Origin of the sequence: Dysgonomonas sp. GY617, from assembly GCF_015233815.1 — a bacterium.
Taxonomy (GTDB): Bacteria; Bacteroidota; Bacteroidia; order Bacteroidales; family Dysgonomonadaceae; genus Dysgonomonas_A.
Genome location: NZ_JADCLR010000014.1, coordinates 122,875 through 147,888 on the forward strand (window position 1 = coordinate 122,875; position 25,014 = coordinate 147,888).

Here is a 25,014-nt window from a genome sequence, read left to right on the forward strand (position 1 = left end):
TTTCTAAAAACATTCTATCTACATATAAGTAGATAATCCATAAGAAATCAGCCCTCCTTATCGTGGGAGGGCTTACATTAGATGAGATAAAAAAGCAACCCTCCATAAATAGAAATAGAAAAACACAATAGAACCCTCTCTTTTATTATCTTTGCGGCCTCTTTACAGACTAACACTTGACAATTTATATTTTAGTAAAATACAAAAGGTAACACCGACTTGCGACCTTTTGCATTTTACTTTATTTGATTTGTAGCATATATTGTATATTTTTCAACGATTTACATCATGCAGCAAACATTTTGAACATTAACAAATACACTAAAGTAAAGAAACAATTTTAGAATGAATACTATTAAGTCTGTGCTGCGTTACGTCCTTACGATCCATTTTTCGGCACTTCTATTGCTATCTGTATTCAGATTTATCTTACTATTAAGCAATACAACCAATTTAAATGATGAGAGTGTCACCCGCGCTACAATCACTACAGCTCTAACCAAAGGTATTTGGTTTGATAATGTTATAGCTTGTTACATAAGCATTCTCCCACTGGTTGTACTTCTAGTATTGGGATTCTGCAAGCAACTGAATAAAATCAGCATCAAAATATTCAACTTTTATTATATTATTCTCTTTGGTTTAGTATTTGCAATCTCAGCTTCCGATATTCCCTATTTCAATTATTTCTTCAAACACCTCAACTCTTCCATATTCAATTGGAAAGAAGAGGGAGGAAGTGCTTTACAGTTGGTTTTACAAGAACCATCTTACTATATATATTTCTTCATTTTCGTTGTTATTCTCGTTCTATTTAGCACAATTGTAATCAGAATCGGAAGAATTACTCTAAAACAAGGACAGAGCAAATTGAGCAAAAAACAATATTCAGTCTATATTGCAATTAGTATCATTGTTATCGGTCTTTGCCTATTAGGAATTAGAGGACATGCAGGAGAGAGTCCCATAAAAACGAGTCAGGCATATTTCTGCAATAATTCTTTTCTGAATCAGTTAGGACTAAATCCGACATTCTTCTTACTAAGGAGTATCATCGAAAACTCAAAGAAACATATTAGTGCCAATCATCTCATGAAAGATGAAGATGCCTTATCTATAGTCCAAAATGAGCTAAATATTAACTGCGATAAAGAAGCTCATTTTCCAATCCTTAGAAATATTAATGGGTGCAAAGAAAATAAAAACATTAATATTGTACTGATTCTTATGGAATCAATGTCTGCGGAGTTTCTTTCAATGAAAGATGGTAGTTTAACCCCCTATTTGAACGAATTAATAAAAGAGTCTTATTATTTCGAGAACTTTTATTCGGCCGGAACACATACGAATCAAGGAGTGGTAGCAACTCTTTTCGGCTTGCCTTCGTTATTCGACAAGAATATGATGAAGAATGTAGAGATAACCAAATGTCAAGGAATTCCCCGCATACTTAGAGAAAGAGGATACCAAACATCTTTTTTTGTGACACACGAATCTCAATATGATAATATGAATGCATTTCTACTCGAGAATGGTATTCAGCAAATGTATGCGCAAGAAGATTATCCTGCATCGAAGGTTGTAAACGGATACGGGGTTCAGGATGACTATTTGTTTGAATATGCGATGAACAGGATAACAGAACAATCTAAACAAAAGACTCCATTCTTTGCCACCATACTTACCATTAGCAATCATCCTCCCTATATAGTTCCCGAAAAATTTAAATCGGTCAGCAAAGAACCATGTGAGCAGATTGTAGCTTTTGCTGATGATGCGATCCGACAATTTATGTCCGAAGCGAAGAAGCAAGACTGGTATAAAAACACCATATTCGTATTACTTGGAGATCATGGTAAACTGGTAGGAAAAACAACATATGACATGCCTCTGTCATACAACCATATTCCTTTAATTATACATTCAGCCCTATTTGATGATGCACCCAAAGTATTCGAAAATTTAGGAGGGCAAATAGATATAACTCCTACCCTATTGGGTTTACTAGATTATTCGTTTGATAATAATACATTAGGTATTGACATTATTAAGCAAAAGCGCCCTTATATATTTTTCACCTCAGATGATATGATGGGATGTATCAATTCCAAACACTTTTATGTATATAATCCCATCACAAAAAATGAAGGATTATACGATTACAAAAGCAAGAATATAATCAACGAACGGAATTCTTACATATCACTAGCTGACAGCATGCGCAACTATTCCACCTCCATGCTTATCACTACCGATTATTTGTTAAAGAATAACTTGACAAGGGTTAATTAATAAAACAAAAAAAAGAGTATTTCAAATTGAAATACTCTTTTCATTTATATAGCATAAATTCTTTCGATCAACCAACACTTCCTTCTAAACTAATTTGAAGTAGTTTTTGTGCTTCAACGGCAAATTCCATAGGAAGTTTTTGCATAACTTCTTTTGCATAACCATTTACAATCAACCCCACTGCATCTTCGGTAGCTATACCACGTTGATTACAATAGAAAACCTGATCTTCACTAATCTTGGAAGTCGTAGCCTCGTGCTCTATAATAGCTGAAGAGTTCGCTATTTCCGAATATGGGAATGTATGAGCTCCGCATCTATCGCCAAGCAGTAAACTATCGCATTGTGAGTGATTACGAGCGTTTTCAGCCTTTGGGGACACTTTTACCAACCCTCTATAAGAGTTCTGGCTTTGCCCTGCCGAGATACCTTTAGAAACAATACGACTCTTAGTGTTCTTACCAATATGAATCATCTTGGTTCCCGTATCGGCTTGCTGATGATGGTTAGTAACTGCAACCGAGTAGAATTCTCCTGTAGAGTTATCTCCTGCTAATATACAAGACGGATATTTCCACGTAATAGCAGAACCTGTTTCAACCTGAGTCCACGATATTTTAGAAGATTCTCCTTTACAAAGTCCACGCTTAGTTACAAAGTTGTAGATACCGCCTTTACCTTCTTTATCGCCTGGATACCAGTTCTGAACGGTTGAATATTTCACTTCTGCACGATCCATAGCTACAATCTCTACAATAGCAGCATGCAACTGATTCTCATCCCTCATAGGAGCTGTACAACCTTCAAGATAACTTACATACGAATCGTCATCTGCTACAAGTAAGGTTCTTTCGAACTGACCTGTGTTAGCTGCATTGATACGGAAATAAGTAGAAAGTTCCATCGGACAACGCACTCCCTTTGGAATGTAAGCAAATGAACCATCACTAAATACTGCCGAATTTAAGGCAGCAAAATAATTATCTTTAGAGGAAACAACTGTTCCTAAATACTTCTTAACCAGTTCAGGATGCTCTTGTACAGCCTCTCCAAAAGAACAGAAAATAATTCCTTTTTCAGATAATACATCTCTAAAAGTTGTTTTCACTGAAACACTGTCCATTACAACATCAACAGCCATTCCAACTAGCTTCTTTTGCTCGTTTATAGAAATACCCAGCTTATCGAATGTCTTCAATAATTCAGGATCTACTTGATCTAAACTTTCAGGAGCTATCTTTTGTTTTGGCGCCGAATAATAGATTACATCCTGATAATTAATCTCAGGAATATTTAATTGTGCCCACTCTGGCATTTTCATTGTAAGCCAATGTCTGTAAGCATTCAATCTATATTCTAACAACCATTCGGGCTCATTTTTTTTAGATGAAATCAGCCTGATAACATCTTCATTCAAACCCTTACCAATGGATTCGTTTTCGATATCGGTTACAAAACCATATTTATATTCACTGGACGTGATCTCATCCAATATTGTATCTTGATCTTCTTGCATTTTATATTTAAGTAATTAAACGTATTTAAATTATAAACTCTCCAATTATAACAGGCTATTTTACATTACACTTAGCAATAGAATAAAAAGATCCGAGACCTTAAGACTTTACTCTGCTATGATATTTTCTAATAATAAACCCTTTCTATTATACATGCGAATATATAAAAGATTACACATATATGAAAACAATAAGCTTGCAGGGTTTGTTCTAGCTATAATAAAATTTAGATATTGATCGACAAAATTAAGGTATTCTAATAAGAGAATTAGTTAGTATTCTGGAATTTTATAATTAAAAAACATAAATAATGCTACAAAACAGCATTATATTTTGTTTCTTTGCACCAATTTAAGGCGTGAAGTATCTAAATCACTCATAACGAAGATACAAAAATAAAAGCAGAGTAAATATTTTATGTCAAAAAATCGTCAACTAAAGACAACATCTCTATTTGGAACCGGAGTAACTACAACTGTAAGTATTACCTTAGTTTTATTTTTACTGGGATTGACTTTTTTTGTAGGGGTTATGGGACGCGAAATCTCATCATTCATAAAAGAGAACCTCAGCATTACAATAGAGTTATCAGACGACACAACAGATGCCGCCGCTGCAAAACTTCAAAAACAACTTAGTGCCAAGCCTTATATAAAATCAGTAACGTTCATCAGTAAAGATGAGATAAAAAAAGAACTGATAGAGGAATTAGGTGGTGACCCTGAAGAAATACTGGGATATACACCTGCATCTAATTATTTTGACATTACTCTAAAATCTGAATATGCGAATATCGATAGCATCAAAGTTGTAGAGAAAAGCCTGAAAGGGCAAAAGATTGTAAAAAGCTTCTTATATAGCGAAGATACAATAGAGATGATCAATTCGAACCTGTCGAAAGTAGGAACAGGGTTATTAATATTGGCCGTTATATTGATGTTTATATCATTTACTCTTATACGGAATACCATTCGTCTTAACATTTATGCTAAGCGTTTTTTAATAAACACCATGCAACTTGTTGGTGCAACAAATGGCTTTATCCGCAAACCTTTTGTTATTAAAGCAATAGGATATGGCGTGGTAGCTGCCATTATAGCAAATATAGGAATCACAGCATTAATATATACGCTAGCCAAAGAGTTTCCCGAAATCATCTCGATAATAAGGATGCAGAACCTTATTATACTCTATGTTATTGTTTTAGCATTAGGTATAATTCTTCCGCTTTTGGCGACTACATCGGCTGTAAACCGATATTTAAAGATGAATACAAATAACCTGTATCACGCTTAAGGTCTAAGACCTATCTATTTTGCGTTGGTAAATATCGCAGCCAATGCTTGTTACAATATAAGAATGCGGTATTAAATAAATCATTGTACTAAAAAACAATATGGAAAAGAAAGATTTTGCATTAGGTAAACTTAATTACATAATATGTGCAGCATCATTTGCACTTATTATTATTGGTTTTTTATTGATGACAGGCTCATCAACCAGTATCGAAGAAGGTTTTCAACCTGACATCTTTAGCACGAGACGTATTGTTATAGGACCAATGTTTTCTTTTTTTGGTTTCTTACTGATGATAGTAGGAATATTATACCCCACCAAACAACAGGATGATTCAACAATTCAGGATTCTGCCAAGGCATAACACACTGAAGAAAAACAAATAAAACGTACTATTTAAAGAATGGATACACTACAGACTATTATCATAGCCATTGTAGAAGGGCTTACTGAGTTTCTACCAATATCATCGACCGGTCACATGATTATAGCTGAGAAGCTATTGGGCATCGAAAGTACCGATTTCGTTAAAGCATTTACAGTTATCATTCAATTTGGAGCCATACTATCAGTATTAGTTCTTTATTGGAAGCGTTTTTTCCAATCGTGGGATTTCTATATTAAGCTATTGATCGGATTTATACCTGCTGCTGTACTAGGACTTTTGTTCAATGATTTTATTGATGATATGCTCGAGAACGTATATGTAGTAGCTACAACTTTGGTTCTAGGAGGTATTGTTATGCTATTTGTAGATAAATGGTTTAACTCTCCCGACAAGGACAAAGAGATAACCTATAAAAATGCATTTATTATTGGATGTTTCCAATGTATTGCAATGATTCCCGGAGTATCACGATCAATGTCAACTATTGTCGGAGGTATGAGCCAAAAACTAACGCGTAAATCGGCTGCCGAATTTTCATTCTTCCTTGCAGTACCTACTATGGCAGCAGCAACAGGATATAAATTACTAAAGCTACTTATGCAACCTGACGGCGCTCAGATTCTACAAGACAATATGTCAACCTTAATTATTGGTAATTTAGTTGCATTTGTTGTAGCCATGTTAGCTATTAAATTCTTCATCGGCTATGTAACCAAATATGGATTTAAGCTATTTGGCTGGTACAGAATCGTTTTAGGACTAGGAATACTTATTTACTTACTAACAGGTCATGACCTGAACATTCTATAAAAAACAAATGGATTTCATTTCGGGAGAAATTATATATATAGATAAACCTTTAAACTGGACATCTTTTGATTTGGTACGAAAATTGCGTAGTAAATTATGTAGAGGTTTGAATATTAAGAAACTGAAAGTTGGTCATGCCGGAACATTAGACCCTTTGGCAACAGGGGTAATGATTATATGTACCGGAAAAAAAACCAAACTTATCGAGACTTTTCAATATCAAGGAAAAGAATATGTAGCCACTATTGGATTAGGAGCAACAACGCCTTCTTTCGACTTGGAAACAGAGGTAGATAAAACTTTCCCTACCGATCATATAACAAAAGAGCTGGTCGAAGAAACAATAAAGTCTTTTGTTGGGCGGATTGAACAGATTCCTCCGGCATATTCGGCTTGTAAGGTAAATGGGGAAAGAGCTTATAATCTGGCACGTAATGGCGAAGAAGTAGAACTAAAACCCAAAGTGCTTGTTATAGATGAGATAGAGTTGCTAGATTTTGCAAAAGACAGCATCAAAATACGTGTTGTATGTAGCAAAGGTACTTATATAAGAGCCTTGGCACGAGACATTGGCGAAGCTCTTCAATCAGGAGGACATCTTACAGGTCTTATCCGTACACGAATTGGCGACATAACTCTTGATAAGTGCATGAAAGCAGAAGACATAGACAACATTATTCAAACCACAGATTGAAGGTTATTAATAAGAAATAAATAAACAGATATATAAATATGAAACTTTCACAATTTAGATTCGATTTTCCGGAGGAACTAATCGCAACTCATCCTAACAAAAACAGAGATGAATCGCGCATGTTAGTTTTCAACCGTCAAACCGGTCAAGTCGAGCATAAGCAATTTAAGGATATCCTTGAATATTTCGATGACAAGGATGTTTTTGTTTTCAATGACACGAAAGTATTTCCTGCACGTCTTTATGGAAATAAAGAAAAAACAGGAGCAAAGATTGAAGTTTTCTTATTGCGTGAACTTAACGAAGAATTCCACCTTTGGGATGTATTAGTTGATCCTGCACGTAAAATAAGAATAGGAAATAAACTATACTTTGGCGACGATGATTCTATGGTTGCTGAAGTTATTGACAATACAACTTCACGCGGGCGTACGTTAAGATTCTTATACGATGGTCCTGCTGAAGAATTCAAGACAGCTCTTTATGCTTTAGGAGAAACACCAATCCCTAAGTATCTGGGTCGTCAGGAAGAAGATGATGATAAGCACAGATACCAAACTATATTTGCAAAGAACGAAGGTGCTGTTGTAGCTCCTGCTGCTGGTTTGCACTTTAGCCGTGAGTTATTGAAACGTATGGAAATAAAGGGTATTGACTTTGCATACATCACTCTTCATTCCGGATTAGGTAACTACAGAGAAATTGATGTAGAAGACTTGACCAAGCACAAAATGGATTCGGAGCAAATGGAGGTGACTACAGAAGCTGCTGACATTGTAAACAAAGCAAAAGCAAAGGGTGCTAAGATATGTGCAGTAGGTACATCATCGATGCGTGCTATTGAAACAATTGTAAGTACCGATCACCAGTTAAAATCAAGCAAGGGATGGACTAACAAGTTTATATTCCCTCCTTATGAGTTTAACATTGCTGATGCTATGGTAACAAACTTGCACCTTCCACAATCAACATTACTTATGATGACTGCCGCATTTGGTGGGTATGATAAAGTAATGGAACTATACGAAGAAGCTGTAAAGGAAAAATACCGTTTCGGAACTTATGGTGATTCTATGTTAATCCTTTAAGGAACAAGACATTTTGTCATGCATCATAAAATAAACGGACGAAAAGCGACATTTGCTTTTCGTCCGTTTTTATTTAGTCATTACACCTAACTTATCTAAGCAATAAAAAGGTATATGACCTTTATTTTTTCCAGAGCTGTTCCATATCCTCTAAAGTCTTACCTTTTGTTTCTGGAAGGAATTTCCAAACAAAGATGGCAGCCAATACAGAAAGGGCACCATATATCCAATAAGCAAACCCATGATTAAATGTATTCACTAAAGTCTCGTTCTTATCCATAATAGGGAAAGTCCAAGATATAAGGAAATTCGACACCCATTGTGCAGCTACCGCAATAGACATTACAGATGAACGCACTGAATTGGGGAATATTTCTGCTAACATAACCCAACAAACAGGTCCCCATGACATGGCAAACCCTGCAGTGTATGTCAACATAAAGATCAATTTCAAAGTTCCATTAAGGTTTTGAGAGAATGAGGTTCCCAATCCTAGCATAGATACAGCCATAATTAATGCACCAATAATCAGTAGTGGTTTACGACCGAACTTATCTACTGTCATAATTGCCAATACGGTAAACGACAGGTTTATTATACCAACAATAATTGTTTGTAACAAAGCCGAATCTGTTCCCGATCCCATACTCTTGAATATCTCAGGAGCATAATACAATACCACATTGATTCCTACAAATTGCTGGAAGGCAGAAAGCAACACTCCTGTTATAATAATTAGGAATCCATAAGAGCGAATAGGCACAAACAGAGCAATGATAAAACTACAGATCATTGATATTTCGAGAGCGCTTGGTACACCACTAATTGATAGAGCAAGAAGACCTACAACAAATAGTACCAACCACGTCATCATAAACTTATAATAAGGTTTTAATGAAGCTGTTTCGTCTTTATCAAAACTATATTGAATTTCATCCATTTCCTTCTTTGCAGCAGTACTTCCTACAAGTTTGGTAAGAATGTCCAGACCTTTTTCTTTATGCCCTTTCATTATCAACCATCTTGGAGTCTCAGGTGCAAAAAACAATAGCACAAAGAATAGACCCGAAGGGATAGCCAAAGAGGCAAACATCCATCTCCAACCCATTGCATGCAACCATTGAGTATCACCTTGTTTTGCGATAAAGTAATTAACAAAGTACACAACTAACATACCAAATATAATGGCAAACTGATTGAGAGCAACCAAGCTGCCTCGTTTTTCAGGTGGAGCTATTTCGGCAATATACATAGGAGAAACCATAGAAGCAATACCAACCCCTATTCCACCGATGATACGGTAAAAAACAAAATGGTACACAAATGTATGATCTTGTACATCGGGCATATGATAGCCAATTTCAGGCCAAGCCGAGCCTATAGCAGCAAACAAGAAGAGGATAGCTGCTGCAAATAAAGCCTTCTTACGACCAAATTGCTGACTTACCCATCCTGCAATAGCTGCTCCGAATATACAACCGATCAAAGCACTACTAATAACAAATCCTTCCATAGCATTTGCCTCGTTGGTAGGCAAACCCATAGGATCAATAAAAAAATAACGGAGAGATTCCACCGTACCCGAAATTACTGCCGTATCGTATCCGAAAAGTAATCCTCCGAGAGTAGCTATAACAGTTAGCCCGATGGTATATGATTTACTAGCTTCGTTTTTCATTAAAATGGTATTAAAAGGTATATAGAAACTATTATAAACAAGCAAGACCAAGAGAGCCTTGCTTGCTTATTTTTAAATCATTATTAGATATGCATGTTTACAATAGCTTCATAAAGCTCTTGCTTACCACTGATTTGTGCAGGTTCGCCCGATTTATGAGCAATATTGCGTAAATCTTCCAGAGTCAGTTTTCCATCTTCAAATGCTTTACCATTGCCTCCATTGAATGAAGCATAACGAGCTTCACGCATTTTTGTATAATCTGAGTTTTGAAGTACATCAGCAGCAATTAACAAACCGCGAGCAAATGTATCCATACCCGATATATGAGCAATAAACAAATCTTCTGCATCTGTTGAATTACGACGAAGTTTAGCATCGAAGTTTACACCACCGTTACCAACACCACCTGCAGGAAGCATTACTAACCAAGCTTGAGCCAATTCATACAAGTCGATAGGGAATTGGTCTGTATCCCATCCGTTTTGATTATCGCCACGATTAGCATCAATACTTCCTAAAAGACCTGCATCAACAGCAGCTTGTAATTCGTGTTCGAATGTATGACCTGCCAATGTAGCATGATTCACCTCGATATTTACTTTGAAATCATTCTCTAAACCATAGTGACGAATAAAACCGATTACTGTTTCAGTATCAAAATCATATTGATGTTTAGTAGGCTCCATTGGTTTAGGCTCAATAAGGAATGTTCCTTTGAAACCTTGTTTGCGAGCATAGTCACGAGCCATAATAAGCATACGAGCCAAGTGATCTTTCTCACGTCTCATATCTGTATTCAATAAGCTCATATAACCTTCGCGACCTCCCCAGAACACATAATTTGCACCACCAAGAGCAATAGTAGCATCAATTGCATTTTTGATTTGAGTACCAGCACATGCAACTACATCAAAATTAGGGTTTGTAGCCGCACCATTCATATAACGCTCGTTACTGAACACATTGGCTGTACCCCATAATAATTTGATGCCAGAAGCCGCTTGTTTCTCTTTAGCGTATTCTACAATAGCTTGAAGATTTTTTTCGTACTCAACCCAATTGTTAGCTGGTTCGATTAAATCCACATCATGGAAACAATAAAAACCAAAGCCCATTTTAGTCATGAACTCAAAGCCTGCATCCATTTTATATTTAGCACGACTAAGTGCATCGTTTGCATTATTCCAAGGATGGTGAATAGTTGCACCTCCAAAAGGATCGCCACCATCAGCACACAATGTATGCCACCAAGCCATAGCAAAACGCATCCAATCTTTCATAGATTTGCCCATCACTATTTGTTTTTCGTCATAATAACGAAATGCTAGTGGATTTTTACTTTCTTTTCCTTCAAATTTGATTTTCCCGATGTTTGGGAAAAACTCTTTACTTCCTTTTAAAATTTCCATGATCTAGATTTTTGTAATATTTAAATGATTAATTTCTTATCTATTAGGTTTAAAACCTTATTTGATTAATTCTTTCCAACGTTGATAAGCATCTCTATACTGATTGGTCTTACCTAACTCGGGCTCCACAACTGATAGTTTTTCAAGAGAACCGAAAGCTTCATCGTTAGAAGCATAAATCCCGACTCCCATACCTGCACCTTTAGCAGCACCCGCAGCACCATCTGTATTAAACAGCTCGATAGTTGCACCACTAACACTAGCTAGAGTTTGTGCAAAAAGAGGGCTCAAAAACATATTGGCATAACCGGCTCTTATAAGGTGGATATTCATACCCATTTCTTTCATGATCTCCATACCATATTCGTATGAAAATACAATACCCTCCTGAGCTGCACGAAGCAAATCTGCTTTATTATGAACATTAAAATTGATTCCGTGAATAGAACAATTCACTTCTTTGTTTTCCAAAACGCGTTCTGCACCATTACCAAAAGGGATAATAGACACACCGTTTGCTCCGATTGTAGATTGTGCAGCCAAGTTATTCATATCAGCATAAGATAATCCATCTAAAGCCAGATTGCGTCTTAACCATGAATTAAGGATACCTGTTCCATTTATACAAAGAAGTACTCCAAGACGAGTCAACTCCTCAGTATAATTAACGTGTGCAAAAGTATTAACACGCGATTTTTTGTCATAATCCAATTGATCTAACACACCATAGACTACGCCCGAAGTTCCGGCAGTAGACGCTATTTCTCCAGGATTAAACACATTTAAAGAAAGAGCATTATTCGGCTGATCGCCCGCACGATATGTGATTGGAGTACCTTCTTTCAAACCAAGTTCTTTTGCAGCACTAGCTGAAACTTCTCCCTGAACTCCGAATATCGGTTTGATCTCTGGAAAGAAACTTTTAGGTATTCCATAATAATCTAAAATATCCTCCGACAAACATTTATTCTTGAAATCCCAAAACATACCTTCAGACAATCCTTCGATTGTCATAACAGCATCACCGGATAGCTTCATAGCAATATAATCACCTGGAAGCATCAGTTTATCTATCTTTTGAAATATCTCAGGTTCATGTTCTTTCACCCAAGCCAATTTAGAAGCGGTAAAGTTTCCGGGAGAGTTAAGTAGATGAGAAAGACATTTTTCGTGTCCTATTGTATTGAAAGCTTTTTCACCATAAGGAACTGCTCGACTATCGCACCAAATAATAGAAGGACGAAGCACTTTCTGATCCTTATCAACAAGCACCAATCCATGCATTTGCCATGTAATACCAATCGCTTTGATGTCTTCACTTTTGAGACCCGATTTTGTCATTATCGATTGATGGGCATTTTTCAGATTACTCCACCATTCTTCGGGCTCTTGTTCAGCCCAACCCGGCTTAACTGCTGTAATTTTCATTTCTTCTTTCGGATAAAAATCCGATGCTACGATCTTACCTGATGCAGCCTCAACCAAGCAAGCTTTTACAGAAGAACTACCTATGTCATATCCTAATAGATACATACTATTTTATGTGTTTTATGGTTATTAAGGTCACAGACCCAGTTTTATTTAGTATTAAGGAAGGAAATTGGCTTGTATGGTATCTAGATACTCGTTTTCAATCTATTATATGCTTTTTTATCAAACTTATAGTAACGTGCAGCACGATGAGATACACCTGATTGTTTTTCAGCCAAAGGCAGAACATAAGTCATAGTGGCCACCTTTTTATGGAAATTACGAATATCAATTTTCTTATTATAAATAGATTCGAAAAGACGATGTAATTGGCTAATTGTAAATTTCTGAGGAAGTAAATCGAATACGATAACCGGATCTGTCTCAATCCAACGACGTATATCAACCAAAGAAGCTTCAACTATTTTATTATGGTCGAATGGCATATCGGGAAGTTCGCTCAATGGACACCATTCTACTGCTTTATATTTTGTTATATTGCTTACGTTAAGCTTTCTCCCTATTTTACAAAGTGAAAAATAAGCTACGGTTATCAGCCTATCTATATCTGGTTTATACGCCTGATCTAACCATTTTATATCTTCAGGATTACTTGCTCTATCAGGTGCAGCAAAACATCTGAACTGTTTTAAGGTCATACGCTTTATGCCTGTAAGTTCGTACAAGACACGCGAAGCTGCATCATCTACATCTTCATTATTAAAAATAAGACTACCGGGAAGTTTTAATCTTTTAGTATCACTCTCATCTATGTTATTTCGTTGAACCAAAAGAATATTCAATTGCTCATCGTCAAAACCAAAGACTACACAATCAACAGAAACATAGGTATGTATAAAATTTGTTTTCATGGTATATCTTAAACTAAAAGTTGCATCTATATAATTAGGCTTGAACAAATATACAAAATAACTTTACCCACAAAATAAAAACACAAACAACTTAAAGTTAAATATTTGAAACACAATTTATTGTATATCATACAATAAACAATAAGAACACATTCTATATTGTACTACATACAGTAAGAGTACTTGAAAATAAAGGGATAGAATAGCAATACATACCTTTGTTTAATTATGTTAAATAAAACAATAAGAAAGTTTTATTTTTCGAGCTTTTTTCGAGCACAAAAAAGGAGATTAAAAAACCTCCTTTAAATACTGACTATTTATTTACCACCTATCTCAGCTTTTGATCTGCAACAAAGTATCCAAATATTTCTTGAGAATTATTGCATGGTTATACACAGGATCTTTAGCTGCATATAATAATGTTACAACAGGATGAAGTTCAATCTCATTTATATATGTATTCATATTAGTCAACTGAGCAAGCTCCTTTTGGTATGAAGCTACAAAGCTATCCCAATGATTTTCCACATCCTGATGAAACCATGTACGAAGGTTGGAGGAAGGAGTTAAATCTTTAGCCCAAAGATCGTAATGTAGATTTTCTTTTTTTATACTCTTTGGCCACAAACGGTCAACTAAAATTCTGAAACCATCGCTTTCGGCGAAGTCTTCATAAACACGTTTAATTTTAATTGATGTCATAATAAAGTAGATTAGTTACTATCTTATAATACCCATAAACAAATATACATAATTACAGATAAGAGATTTGTAACAAATATTACTTTCTAAAACAAAAACAGCCGAATCTGCTCAGATTCGGCTGTTATATATATAATTAGTTATAAAACTAATAAACAGTTCTACGACATTAATATCTATAATGGTCTGCCTTGAATGGACCATCTACGGGCACATCCAAATAAGCAGCTTGCTCTGGAGTAAGTTTAGTTAACTTAACACCAATTTGAGCTAAGTGTAAACGAGCAACCTCTTCGTCCAAATGCTTAGGCAAACGATATACACCTACTGCATAATCTTTTTGCCATAATTCTATTTGAGCCAATGTTTGATTTGTGAATGAGTTACTCATCACAAATGATGGGTGACCTGTTGCACAACCTAAATTCACCAAACGACCTTCTGCTAATAAGAATATAGAGTTACCTGTTGGGAATGTATATTTATCTACCTGAGGTTTGATATTTGTATGTTTCACACCTGCGAAAGTAACCAGCTTATCTACTTGTATCTCATTATCGAAGTGACCAATATTACAAACGATAGCCTGATCTTTCATAGCTTTCATGTGATCTATTGTAATAATATCTTTGTTACCTGTTGTAGTAACATAAATATTACCTTCTTTCACAGCCTCTTCCATAGTTGTCACTTCGAAACCTTCCATCGCAGCTTGTAGCGCACAGATAGGATCGATCTCAGTAACAATAACGCGAGCTCCGTATGAGCGTAACGAATGGGCACAACCTTTACCAACATCACCATAACCGGCAACAACAGCAACTTTTCCCGCAATCATTACATCCGTAGCACGTTTGATACCATCAGCTAATGATTCACGACATCCATATAGGTTGTCAAATTTCGATTTTGTAACCGAGTCGTTCACATTGATAGCAGGAATCAATAATTCGCCACGTTCCATCATCTGATAAAGACGGTGTACACCTGTAGTAGTTTCTTCTGAAACACCTTTCCAATCGGCTACCGTACGATGCCATCTTTGATTATCTTCTTTCAATATTTTGTTTAGAGTATCAAGAATAACTTGTTCTTCGTGATTAGCTCCTTTACGATCTATTGTTTTAGCATCATCCTCAGCTTTGAATCCCCAATGGATCAACAATGTAGCATCACCACCATCGTCAACAATCAAATTAGGACCTTTACCTCCAGGGAAGTTAAGAGCCTGCTCGGTACACCACCAGTATTCTTCTAATGTTTCGCCTTTCCAAGCAAATACAGGAACACCAGAAGCAGCTATTGCAGCAGCTGCATGATCTTGTGTAGAAAATATATTGCAACTACACCAGCGAACATCAGCTCCCAGTGTTGTCAATGTTTCTATCAAAACCGCCGTTTGGATAGTCATGTGAAGTGATCCCATAATGCGAGCACCTTTCAATGGCTTAGAATCTCCATATTTTTCACGAAGAGCCATTAGACCTGGCATCTCATGCTCACCTATCTCTATTTCTTTTCTACCAAAATCAGCTAGACTAATGTCTGCAACCAGATAAGGTAGATTGGGCAATAATTCTTTTGACATAAATTTTTATTGTTCTTATTATTAATGTATTCCGTACAAATATACGATTTTTTTTACGACTTTGTCTATTGAGGTATAAACTACTAAAGCTCTAAACGAGCATTAGCAAATCTTATTTTACAACATTCACTGCATGCTTAACTCCTTTATAGCTTTTCAAGACAGCTCGAGTAGAACCTACTTTAAGTTTAGTTTCTAATTTAACAGGCATACGATTATTATCATCTGTAATATATACTTTCATAGCCTCTTTTCCTCCATCAAAAGCATCATCGTGAATGTACAATGTCAATTTCAGGCAATTATATTTCTTATCGTCATTAGCTTTTACAGCTTCTTTTCCATTGTAAACAATTCGCATACTAACTTTTGATTTCCCTGTAACAAAATTGACTTTTGTCTCTGTTCCGTTTTTCATCTGAGGATAATCAAGTGTACGAGCATAAAAAAGAACACTCATCAGATCATATGTACAACCCGAAAAGCTAAGAGTCTCGTCAAACTTAAAATCTCCATTCTTATGTCGTATTGCACGAATCTTCACGTTATTACCTCCTGGGTATGAGTATGTCAATCTTTCTTTAGTATAGTCTCCGCCTTCATGCGCATCCTTGAAATATGCCAATGGCAAGATTCCTTTTGTAGTATAGCAAGCCAAAGTATCACTTAATTCAAATACTTTTCGTGCAAACCCTTGTGATTCGGAAATCAGAGTCATTTTATAGGCATCCTTTCCCTCATATTTTACATTTTGAGTAGATAGTGTTGCGTATCCACCTTTAATTGTAGCCGCAAATTTTATATAAAGGTCATAACTTAATTGCTCGCCAGCATCAAAGTATTTATTATCAACACTACATTGCGACGACGCATTGGTTATCGTCAATAACGACATTACCAATAAAATTGTTAGTTTATTTAATAACTTCATTGTCTGTTGTAAATTTCTGTTTTTATTTTCAATACGATGAATTATAATTATTCCCAGTATTTCGGTTCTGGTTTTGATTCATCCCATTTGCGTTATTTCTATTCCTATTTTGTTCTGATTCTTTCTTTGCGTTTTGAGCATCTCTTCGCTCCATTGCTTTTTTACGTTTCTCGTCATCCTTCGGTTTATTCTTCGTAATATCCAATGGTTTTTGCTTATCCAATGGTGCCCAAAGAACATCCCAATATTCTTTTATCTCCCAGAACGGTTTAAGGTCAAGAGCCTTTGAATAATAATATACCATTTCGGGCTGTCTCATTTCCGAGTACTCTCCTGTATCCCATTTTCCGTTTCCATTATTATCCACTATAACTCGTGCATAATATATTCCCGGATTAATAAATTCGAAAGACGCAACCCCATCTTTAACGGTTGCTTGATACATTGCTTTATCAGACTTATCTAACAATTCAACAAAAGCAGGTATACTATCCGGTAAGTTCGACATATAAAATATGAACGATCCATATTCATCCAACTTTTTAATTTTAAAGAGAGTTTCCAATTTATCATTCCACAAACCGTTGTAACTATGCACAGCTCCAGAGTCTACAGCAAATCGGTATTCTTCTCCAAATTTCCACTTATGTTGTAGTTGATATTTGCGAGGGTTAAGACTGTCTTGCGTAAGAATATAATCTACATCAGAATACGTAGAATCGACTTTCTGACCTAAATGAATTTTACCTTTCTCAAAGTCCTTTACGGGAAGATCAAATTCAATATCAATATTTCTATAAACATCAAACGTTTGAGCAATATTGGTATTGAGAGCTAAGAATGTTATCTCTGGTTCTTTATCTTTGCCTTTCTTTTTATCATCTTTAGGCTCAGCCTTTTTCTTAGTCCTATTGATAAATTTCAGAGTATCCGTTACAGGTTGTAATAAATTCAACGAATCGGTCTTACTATAAGACACTCGCAAATTTATAGTGTCCATATTGGCAATAGCCTTTTCTGTTATCCAGAATTTCAGGGTATCATTACCAGCTGTCCGTTCAAGCACCGACCACTCTGATATTCCATATGGAATATCCAAAGGCTCTATTTTAGGCATAACTGTAGGTGCACCAAAGTAAATAGAGATTATATCATCAGTCAAACGTTCATGCTTTTGTAAATATTGTCGTTTGAAATCAGAAGTAAAAGATCTCAGGACCATATTATCGGGCAAGAACTTCGTGTAATTTACAGTACGAATAGTATCAATAGTCAAATCTTTATTAAAGATAGTATCCTCGCGAACAGCTCCTTCTACAGTAGGTACAATAATTGTTTCTAAAAAAGCAATTGCTTCAGCAGGATTGTCATATTTATAGTCTCTGTTTACATCATCTAAAGCATACAGTTTATATTCTCCCGGAGCTATACCTTTTATTGTAAATCGACCCAACTCATTGGTTCTTGAGATTCTCTTAAAAGGCAATTTTGTAAATGCTGTATCAGATAAATTAGAATGTATACCAACATACATACCCGATACAGCTTCCAGATTATGTGCAGCTAACACTTTACCCGAAATAGAAAGAGTGTCTACAACCTCTCCCGTAGAAAAAGACAATGCAAAATTTTCTAATGCATTTTTCTCATTATTATCTACAATGGCATCTGTAAAGTCTATCGTATAAGTTGTATTAGCTAATAGCGTATCTTTTAGCTCAACTATTACTTTATTATTTTGGGCACGAATTATCGGAAAATTCCTCTGAGGAGGTGTCACAATAACCTTCTCCATAGGCTTTTCTATCTGAACAAGCTCGTCAAATATAATTTGCACTTTGCCATTTTTAACGAATGTTTGATTCGGAGTGGGTGTTGATGATACAACCTGAGGAGGATCAAAATCATAATCTCCACCAGATGGAGATCCAATACTGGCACAAGAAATGACTATTATACCTGATACGACTAATAGTAAATTACGGATCACGTCTTTTTTTACACTCGTGATTGAATGTTTAAGCATATTTAGTTTATCTATTTTAGACAAAAATACAACGTTTTGAGTTATGACTAATTAGAACTATTGTAAAATATTTATTATCATCTTACTTCTTAAACAAATCGAACATAGATTTGAGGGGAAAGACCTTATTCAATTTATAGAATGATAAAGACAATGATACCACTAAAACAGGTATTCCTGCAATAATAGCATAATTTGAGGCATATTTAACAATGCAAAAAGCTAATAAAACTAGAATAAAACTAATAAAACCTATCACAAGATTTTCTTTAGTCCACTCAAACCGACTCAACTTGCGACTTAACACGAAAACCAAAGGTAAATATATAGAATAAGCAATGAGATACGCTATACCAACCGAATCGAAATCATAAAACGGAAATAGACAATACATACTTCCAATATAAAGGATTAGGAACAATGTTTCCGAAAAGAAATAGATTAGCCCTTTACCTTTTGCTAAAAGAATAAAACCTAAAGGCCACGATAAAACCTTAAAGAAAGTTCCCAGAATCTGCCAATTCAGAATAGATGCAGCTCCATCAAACTCTGAAGAGTAAAGTAAGGACAAAGCTATTTTCGAAAACAGCAATAAAGAAACTATCATGGGAACAGCCACAATTAAAACGATATATGTCTGCTCATTTATCAATTGTTTTGTTTTAGCATTATCTGTAACAACAGCACACAAACGAGGATAGAAATCTGAGCCCATTGATTTCAAAATTAGCATCAAATAAACATTGGTTATAGTCCATGCGGCCTGAAACAATCCGACAGATTCTAATCCCGCATTTTTAGAAAGAAAGGCTCTCACTAGAAAAAAGCTGAAAGTAGTCAAAATTGAAGCTAAGACAATAAATATACCTACTCGAAAGACAGAAGCTCCTCTCTTCTTTAATTCCTCAAACGATACAGACACAGATTCTACGTCAATTTTTCTCCGATAAAAATAGGCACTTAGAAACATGGCAATACTTACCATAATAAAGACTGGAACTATGGCATCTAAACGATAGAAGTAATAGAGTGGCACCGAAAAAATTAAACCTAGAGCATTCCAAATAATGGCAGATTTCACCATATATGATATTCGCCTAAGTCCTTGCAGAACGACCGCTTGTCCAGCAGCTAAAATCATAAAAAACATAGCAACAGAAAGCAATGCAAATTGATATGCATGAGAAGCATCTTCAAAAACCCATAAACTAATGGGATAGCAAAACAGGAGACAAATAGCAGCACCTAATATTGCAAATATTAATGCCCACCGATCTATTATTGATACAATATGATTTAATCGGTTTTTATCTTCTTCAGGGATAGCAGCTATTTCCCTCACACCTGTAGTTTCGATCCCTAAGCTAGACACAGATTTAATCATATCCAATGTCGACTGATATATACTAATCAAGCCAACACCAGCAACACCCAGTAAAATTGCTAAAATCTTATTACGGATAATACCAATAATAATAGTCATAACCTGAGAGCCACCAAAGATGCTTGTCGATTTTAGAATCTGTGTATATGATTTATTGCCTTTAGCCAAATCGTTTATTGCTAATAAGTTTATGATGAACAGACTGCAAATTTAGTCAATATATCACAAGTGTAGATTTTTATCTACTTTTCTTTTCTCTGAGAGTGAGTATAAGGAAAATATAAAAGGGAAGTTTTGTCCAATGATTTTAAATATTCGAAACAGAAAAGAGGGATAGACTTGCTTTTTATCCTTCTCTATTCCTCTTATAATTGCTTTAGCAACAGTATCGGAAGATTGTGAAAGAAAGGGAATAGGAGGCTGTTTTTCATTTGCCGCTTTTTCAAAAAAAGAAGTTCGAGTAGCAACCGGATACACCGCCATAATATGTAAATTAGGACTTGACTCGTACCTATAGGCTTCTATAAACTGATGTAGAGCAGCTTTTGTAGAACAATACAATGAATAATAAGGTAAGGAGACTTGTGCTACACCAGAAATTGTAGAAACAAAGCAAGTTGATTTATTGACATCTTGCTTTGCCAACTTTTGCAAAGAGTAAATTGGAGAAAAAGTATTTAATGCAAAGATATTCTCAATATGCTTCCAATCGGGATTAGATAATTTTTCTAAATACGCATATCCTGCATTCGCTATAAAAATATCAATATCACCAAAAAGAGACTGTGTATATTCAAACAAACAATCTACACCTGATTCATTACTCAAATCTGCAGAAAAAGGAAAAACTACTCCATCTACAGATGGAATAGTTTCAATATGTCGCGCTACTGCTACAATTCGTACACTTCTATAGCCAAGTAATAGTTTTAATATAGCCAAACCAATTCCTGACGAGGCACCTGTAAGAACTATATTTTTATTATTGATATCCATTAATCATTCCATAAAACTGTATAATAATATTTACCTCGTTTTACTTTAAATTCGGAATATTATCTGATTTTATCGAAGCCTTCGCCATACACTCCTCTCACCGTACTTTGTGAAATAAAGGCTTTCTCGTCAATACTTCTTATAAGTCGAAACATCTCGATAGACTCAGTCCGCTTTGCTAGTACCAAGATTATTTTAGTCGATTTCTTTGTATACCAACCCATTCCATCAAGTAAGGTGCAACCTCTGTGTAATTCTTTATTTATAGCATCAGCTATTGTATCATATTTCTCAGAGATTATGAGATATTGAACCGACTGACGAGAACCGTTGATAATCATATCCATAGCATATGTCATCACCCCTAAAACGATTAATCCTGCTACAATTTTCTGATAATCGTGAAAAACGAAATAGGAAGATGATATAATCACAAAATCGCAAAAGAGAACACCTCTTCCAAAAGTGATATTTTTATATTTACCAATAATAGCTATAATAGTATCTGTTCCTCCTGTACTCCCGTTTACACTAAGCACAAGTCCAACACCTACACCACATATGATACCACCTATCAATCCCGATAAGAGAGGCTCATTTTCTATAACAGCCTCAACTATAAATTTTTCGCAAAGAGTAATAAGAGCTGTCAGCATCAATACTCCGTAAATCGTTTTTATCATAAATTTAAAGCCTAAGACTTTTAAGGCAATGACAAAAAGGACACAGTTTATTGCAAGATAAGTATATTGAAATGGAATAGCCGTAGCGTACTCTACAACCAGACCAACCCCAGTCGATCCACCAGTTACAATGCCTTGAGGTTTAATAAAACCAACCAGACCAATAGCATATAAAGCTAATCCTAATGTAATATTGAGATAATCTTTCCAATAAAATTCTTTAAGATACTTCTTAGGCATATGCTTAATTATTACAGAACTATATTTACAATTTTCTTCGGGACAATAATTACTTTCTTAGGAGTTTTACCTTCCATCCACTTTACAGAACTGGCATGTGCTAGTACTGTTTTTTCGATTTCCTCATTGGTTGTCTCAGCAGCAAATTCTATTGTAAAACGTGCCTTACCATTGAAGGAAATAGTATAGTTAATTACACTTTCAACTAAATACTCTTCATTGTATTGAGGCCATACAGCATCACAAACAGTAGCCGTATTACCTAATGCATGCCACAGCTCTTCTGCAATATGAGGAGCAAAAGGAGCTAAAAGAATAACTAATTCATTTAATATAGCTTTCTTATTGCACTTAAGTGATGTAAGCTCGTTTACACAGATCATAGAAGCAGATACTGATGTATTGAATGAAAAATTCTCAATATCTAAAGATATTTTCTTTATCAGCTTATGCAAAGCTTTTAATTCATCTTTAGTGGGAGCTTCATCCACAACAACAAACTCTTCTCCTTTATAGAATAAAGACCAAAGTTTGCGTAAAAATCTATGCACACCATCAATACCATTTGTATCCCATGGCTTAGACAATTCTAATGGCCCTAAAAACATTTCATATAGACGAAGTGTATCTGCACCATATTTCTCTACAATATCATCTGGATTTACAACATTATGCAATGATTTGGACATTTTTTCAACTCCATATCCACAAATGTATTTTCCATCTTCCAATATAAATTCAGCTTCGGCATAATCTGGACGCCAAATTTTAAATTTTTCGACATCTAGAATATCGTTATCTACAATATTTACGTCAACATGAATAGAAGTTGTTTCGTATTGATCTTTCAAATTCAAAGACACAAATTTATTAGTACCGTTTACACGATACACAAAACTGCTTCGTCCTTGAATCATTCCCTGATTAATCAGCTTCTTGAATGGCTCATCTTCACACGATATATTAATATCATATAGAAACTTATTCCAAAAACGACTATAAATCAAGTGACCAGTAGCATGTTCAGTCCCCCCAATATACAAATCAACACTTCTCCAATACTCATTAGATTCCTTAGAAACCAGAGCCTTATCGTTATGAGGATCCATATATCTTAAATAATATGCTGAAGACCCAGCAAATCCAGGCATAGTATTCAATTCCAATTGGAATATAGTTGTATTATTTATCTCTGTAACAGATACTACTTTTTCATTTACTGTATCCCAAGCCCAATTCGTAGCACGTCCTAATGGAGGCTCACCAGTTTCAGTTGGTAGAAATTTATCTACTTCGGGTAATTCAAGAGGTAATTTATCAAGAGGTAACATATAAGGAAAACCATCCTTGTAATACACAGGAAAAGGCTCTCCCCAATAACGTTGACGTGAAAATATTGCATCACGCAAACGATAATTAGTTTTGACACGACCTAAGTTTTTCTCTTTGATATACTCTTTTGCTTTCTCAATAGCTTCTTTAACTGTCAATCCGTTTAAGAAGTCAGAATTAACAACAATACCCTCTTTGGCATCATAGCTTTCTTCCGATATATCACATCCCTCTACAAGTGGAATAATAGGCAAATTGAAATGTCTAGCAAAAGCATAATCACGACTATCATGTGCAGGTACAGCCATAATAGCACCTGTACCATATCCCGCAAGTACATAATCAGAAATCCAAATAGGAATTTCTTTACCATTCATCGGGTTGATTGCATATGATCCTGTAAAGACACCTGATATTTTTTTATCCGCCAAACGTTCTCTTTCAGTACGTTTTTTGGTCGCTGCTAAATAAGCATCAACTTCTGCTTTTTGCTCTTCACTTGTTAATCGAGAAACATAATCACTTTCGGGAGCTAATACCATAAAAGTCACACCAAAAACAGTATCGGCACGAGTGGTAAATATTTCAAGCAAAAGATCTGAGTCTTTTACATTGAATTTCATTTCAGCCCCCTCCGATCTTCCAATCCAATTTTTCTGAGTTTCTTTGATTGAGTCAGTCCAATCTATTTTTTCAAGCCCATCCAACAAACGTTGTGCATAAGCTGAAACACGCAAGCACCATTGGCGCATCTTACGTTGTTCAACAGGATAGCCTCCACGCTCCGACAAGCCGTTAATCACCTCATCATTAGCAAGTACTGTTCCTAAAGCAGGACACCAGTTAACCATCGTTTCACCTAAATAAGCAATACGATAGTTCAATAAGATTTCTTGTTGCTCTTTTTCAGATTTTGCTTTCCATTCTTCAGCAGAGAAAGATAATTCTTCACTGCACGCAACATTCAAGCCTTCTGCTCCTTGCGATTCAAAAACCTGAATTAATTCTTCAATAGGACGAGCCTGTTGCTCATCATTACAGAAATAAGAATTGAACATTTGGATAAATGCCCACTGAGTCCATTTATAATATTCGGGCTCACAAGTACGTATTTCGCGACTCCAATCAAAAGAGAAGCCTATCTTATCCAATTGTTCTTTATATCTGTTGATATTTTGATTGGTTGTTATTACCGGATGTTGCCCTGTTTGTATAGCGTATTGCTCTGCGGGTAATCCGTAAGCATCATATCCCATAGGATGCAAAACATTAAAGCCTTGGAGACGTTTGTGGCGAGCATATATATCGGAAGCAATATAACCTAGAGGATGCCCCACGTGCAGACCTGCTCCCGATGGATAGGGAAACATATCGAGGACATAGTATTTAGGCTTATTGGTTTCTTCACTCACTTTGTAGGTTTCATTTTTAACCCAAAAGTCTTGCCAACGTTTTTCTATTTCTTTGAAATTATACTCCATAGCTTAAAATCCATTTTTAATGCCACAAAGGTAGTTATTTCTGTTAACAAAAGCACATTAACCAATAACTCTTGTATGCATAAAACCATATTTTATTCAGAAAAAAATCTACGCAAACTAGCTCTATTCAC

Annotated in this window: 19 protein-coding genes; 6 read left to right on the forward strand and 13 right to left on the reverse strand. The window is 35.4% G+C overall.

Going from position 1 to position 25,014, the window contains the following annotated elements; genetic code table 11:
- The first annotated feature begins 345 nt into the window (after positions 1-345).
- The gene (locus tag IR022_RS09350) at positions 346-2,292 is read left to right on the forward strand and encodes an LTA synthase family protein (RefSeq protein WP_194203502.1); all 1,947 of its coding nucleotides are present in this window, start codon (positions 346-348) and stop codon (positions 2,290-2,292) included.
- Positions 2,293-2,359: 67 nt separating this feature from the next.
- Here IR022_RS09350 and sufB read toward each other — a convergent pair whose 3' ends face one another.
- Positions 2,360-3,808 carry a Fe-S cluster assembly protein SufB gene (gene sufB, locus IR022_RS09355; protein WP_050710674.1) on the reverse strand — a complete coding sequence of 483 codons (1,449 nt, stop codon included), beginning with the start codon at positions 3,806-3,808 and terminating at the stop codon, positions 2,360-2,362.
- A 418-nt stretch (positions 3,809-4,226) separates the two neighbouring features.
- Between sufB and IR022_RS09360 the strand changes: the two genes are divergently transcribed.
- The 5 genes from IR022_RS09360 (at position 4,227) to queA (ending at position 8,085) form a co-directional block, all read left to right on the forward strand.
- Positions 4,227-5,105: a cell division protein FtsX gene (locus IR022_RS09360; RefSeq protein WP_050710673.1), complete on the forward strand. Its 879-nt coding sequence runs from the start codon at positions 4,227-4,229 to the stop codon at positions 5,103-5,105.
- 100 nt (positions 5,106-5,205) lie between these two features.
- Positions 5,206-5,469, forward strand: coding sequence for a DUF3098 domain-containing protein (locus IR022_RS09365; protein WP_050710672.1), 264 nt, complete (start codon positions 5,206-5,208; stop codon positions 5,467-5,469).
- A gap of 39 nt (positions 5,470-5,508) precedes the next feature.
- Complete coding sequence (locus IR022_RS09370) at positions 5,509-6,303, forward strand: undecaprenyl-diphosphate phosphatase (protein ID WP_194203503.1); 795 nt, start codon at positions 5,509-5,511, stop codon at positions 6,301-6,303.
- A 7-nt stretch (positions 6,304-6,310) separates the two neighbouring features.
- Entirely contained in the window at positions 6,311-6,997 is a 687-nt protein-coding gene (gene truB / locus IR022_RS09375; protein WP_050710670.1) for a tRNA pseudouridine(55) synthase TruB, read from the forward strand.
- A gap of 38 nt (positions 6,998-7,035) precedes the next feature.
- The gene (gene queA / locus IR022_RS09380) at positions 7,036-8,085 is read left to right on the forward strand and encodes a tRNA preQ1(34) S-adenosylmethionine ribosyltransferase-isomerase QueA (RefSeq protein WP_050710669.1); all 1,050 of its coding nucleotides are present in this window, start codon (positions 7,036-7,038) and stop codon (positions 8,083-8,085) included.
- A gap of 121 nt (positions 8,086-8,206) precedes the next feature.
- Here the strand turns inward: queA and xylE are convergent, their stop codons facing one another.
- From xylE to leuS, 12 genes are all read right to left on the reverse strand, one after another.
- Positions 8,207-9,763: a D-xylose transporter XylE gene (gene xylE, locus IR022_RS09385; RefSeq protein WP_194203504.1), complete on the reverse strand. Its 1,557-nt coding sequence runs from the start codon at positions 9,761-9,763 to the stop codon at positions 8,207-8,209.
- 83 nt (positions 9,764-9,846) lie between these two features.
- On the reverse strand, positions 9,847-11,175 hold the full coding sequence (gene xylA, locus IR022_RS09390) for a xylose isomerase (protein WP_194203505.1): 1,329 nt from the start codon (positions 11,173-11,175) through the stop codon (positions 9,847-9,849).
- Positions 11,176-11,232: 57 nt separating this feature from the next.
- Positions 11,233-12,708, reverse strand: coding sequence for a xylulokinase (locus IR022_RS09395; protein ID WP_194203506.1), 1,476 nt, complete (start codon positions 12,706-12,708; stop codon positions 11,233-11,235).
- An 83-nt stretch (positions 12,709-12,791) separates the two neighbouring features.
- Entirely contained in the window at positions 12,792-13,517 is a 726-nt protein-coding gene (locus IR022_RS09400) for an NUDIX hydrolase (RefSeq protein ID WP_194203507.1), read from the reverse strand.
- A 336-nt stretch (positions 13,518-13,853) separates the two neighbouring features.
- Positions 13,854-14,222: a DUF488 domain-containing protein gene (locus IR022_RS09405; RefSeq protein ID WP_194203508.1), complete on the reverse strand. Its 369-nt coding sequence runs from the start codon at positions 14,220-14,222 to the stop codon at positions 13,854-13,856.
- A gap of 169 nt (positions 14,223-14,391) precedes the next feature.
- Complete coding sequence (gene ahcY, locus IR022_RS09410; protein WP_194203509.1) at positions 14,392-15,810, reverse strand: adenosylhomocysteinase; 1,419 nt, start codon at positions 15,808-15,810, stop codon at positions 14,392-14,394.
- A gap of 112 nt (positions 15,811-15,922) precedes the next feature.
- Positions 15,923-16,741 carry a DUF3108 domain-containing protein gene (locus tag IR022_RS09415; protein ID WP_050711282.1) on the reverse strand — a complete coding sequence of 273 codons (819 nt, stop codon included), beginning with the start codon at positions 16,739-16,741 and terminating at the stop codon, positions 15,923-15,925.
- 28 nt (positions 16,742-16,769) lie between these two features.
- Positions 16,770-18,767 carry an Ig-like domain-containing protein gene (locus IR022_RS09420; RefSeq protein WP_194203510.1) on the reverse strand — a complete coding sequence of 666 codons (1,998 nt, stop codon included), beginning with the start codon at positions 18,765-18,767 and terminating at the stop codon, positions 16,770-16,772.
- An 82-nt stretch (positions 18,768-18,849) separates the two neighbouring features.
- Positions 18,850-20,319, reverse strand: a complete 1,470-nt coding sequence (locus tag IR022_RS09425; protein WP_194203511.1) for an O-antigen translocase — start codon at positions 20,317-20,319, stop codon at positions 18,850-18,852.
- A gap of 54 nt (positions 20,320-20,373) precedes the next feature.
- A complete protein-coding gene (locus IR022_RS09430; protein WP_194203512.1) occupies positions 20,374-21,147 on the reverse strand; it encodes an SDR family NAD(P)-dependent oxidoreductase in 774 nt (257 codons plus the stop codon).
- A 59-nt stretch (positions 21,148-21,206) separates the two neighbouring features.
- Complete coding sequence (locus IR022_RS09435; protein WP_194203513.1) at positions 21,207-22,070, reverse strand: YitT family protein; 864 nt, start codon at positions 22,068-22,070, stop codon at positions 21,207-21,209.
- Positions 22,071-22,081: 11 nt separating this feature from the next.
- Positions 22,082-24,883, reverse strand: coding sequence for a leucine--tRNA ligase (gene leuS, locus IR022_RS09440; protein WP_194203514.1), 2,802 nt, complete (start codon positions 24,881-24,883; stop codon positions 22,082-22,084).
- Between the last annotated feature and the right edge of the window lie 131 nt (positions 24,884-25,014).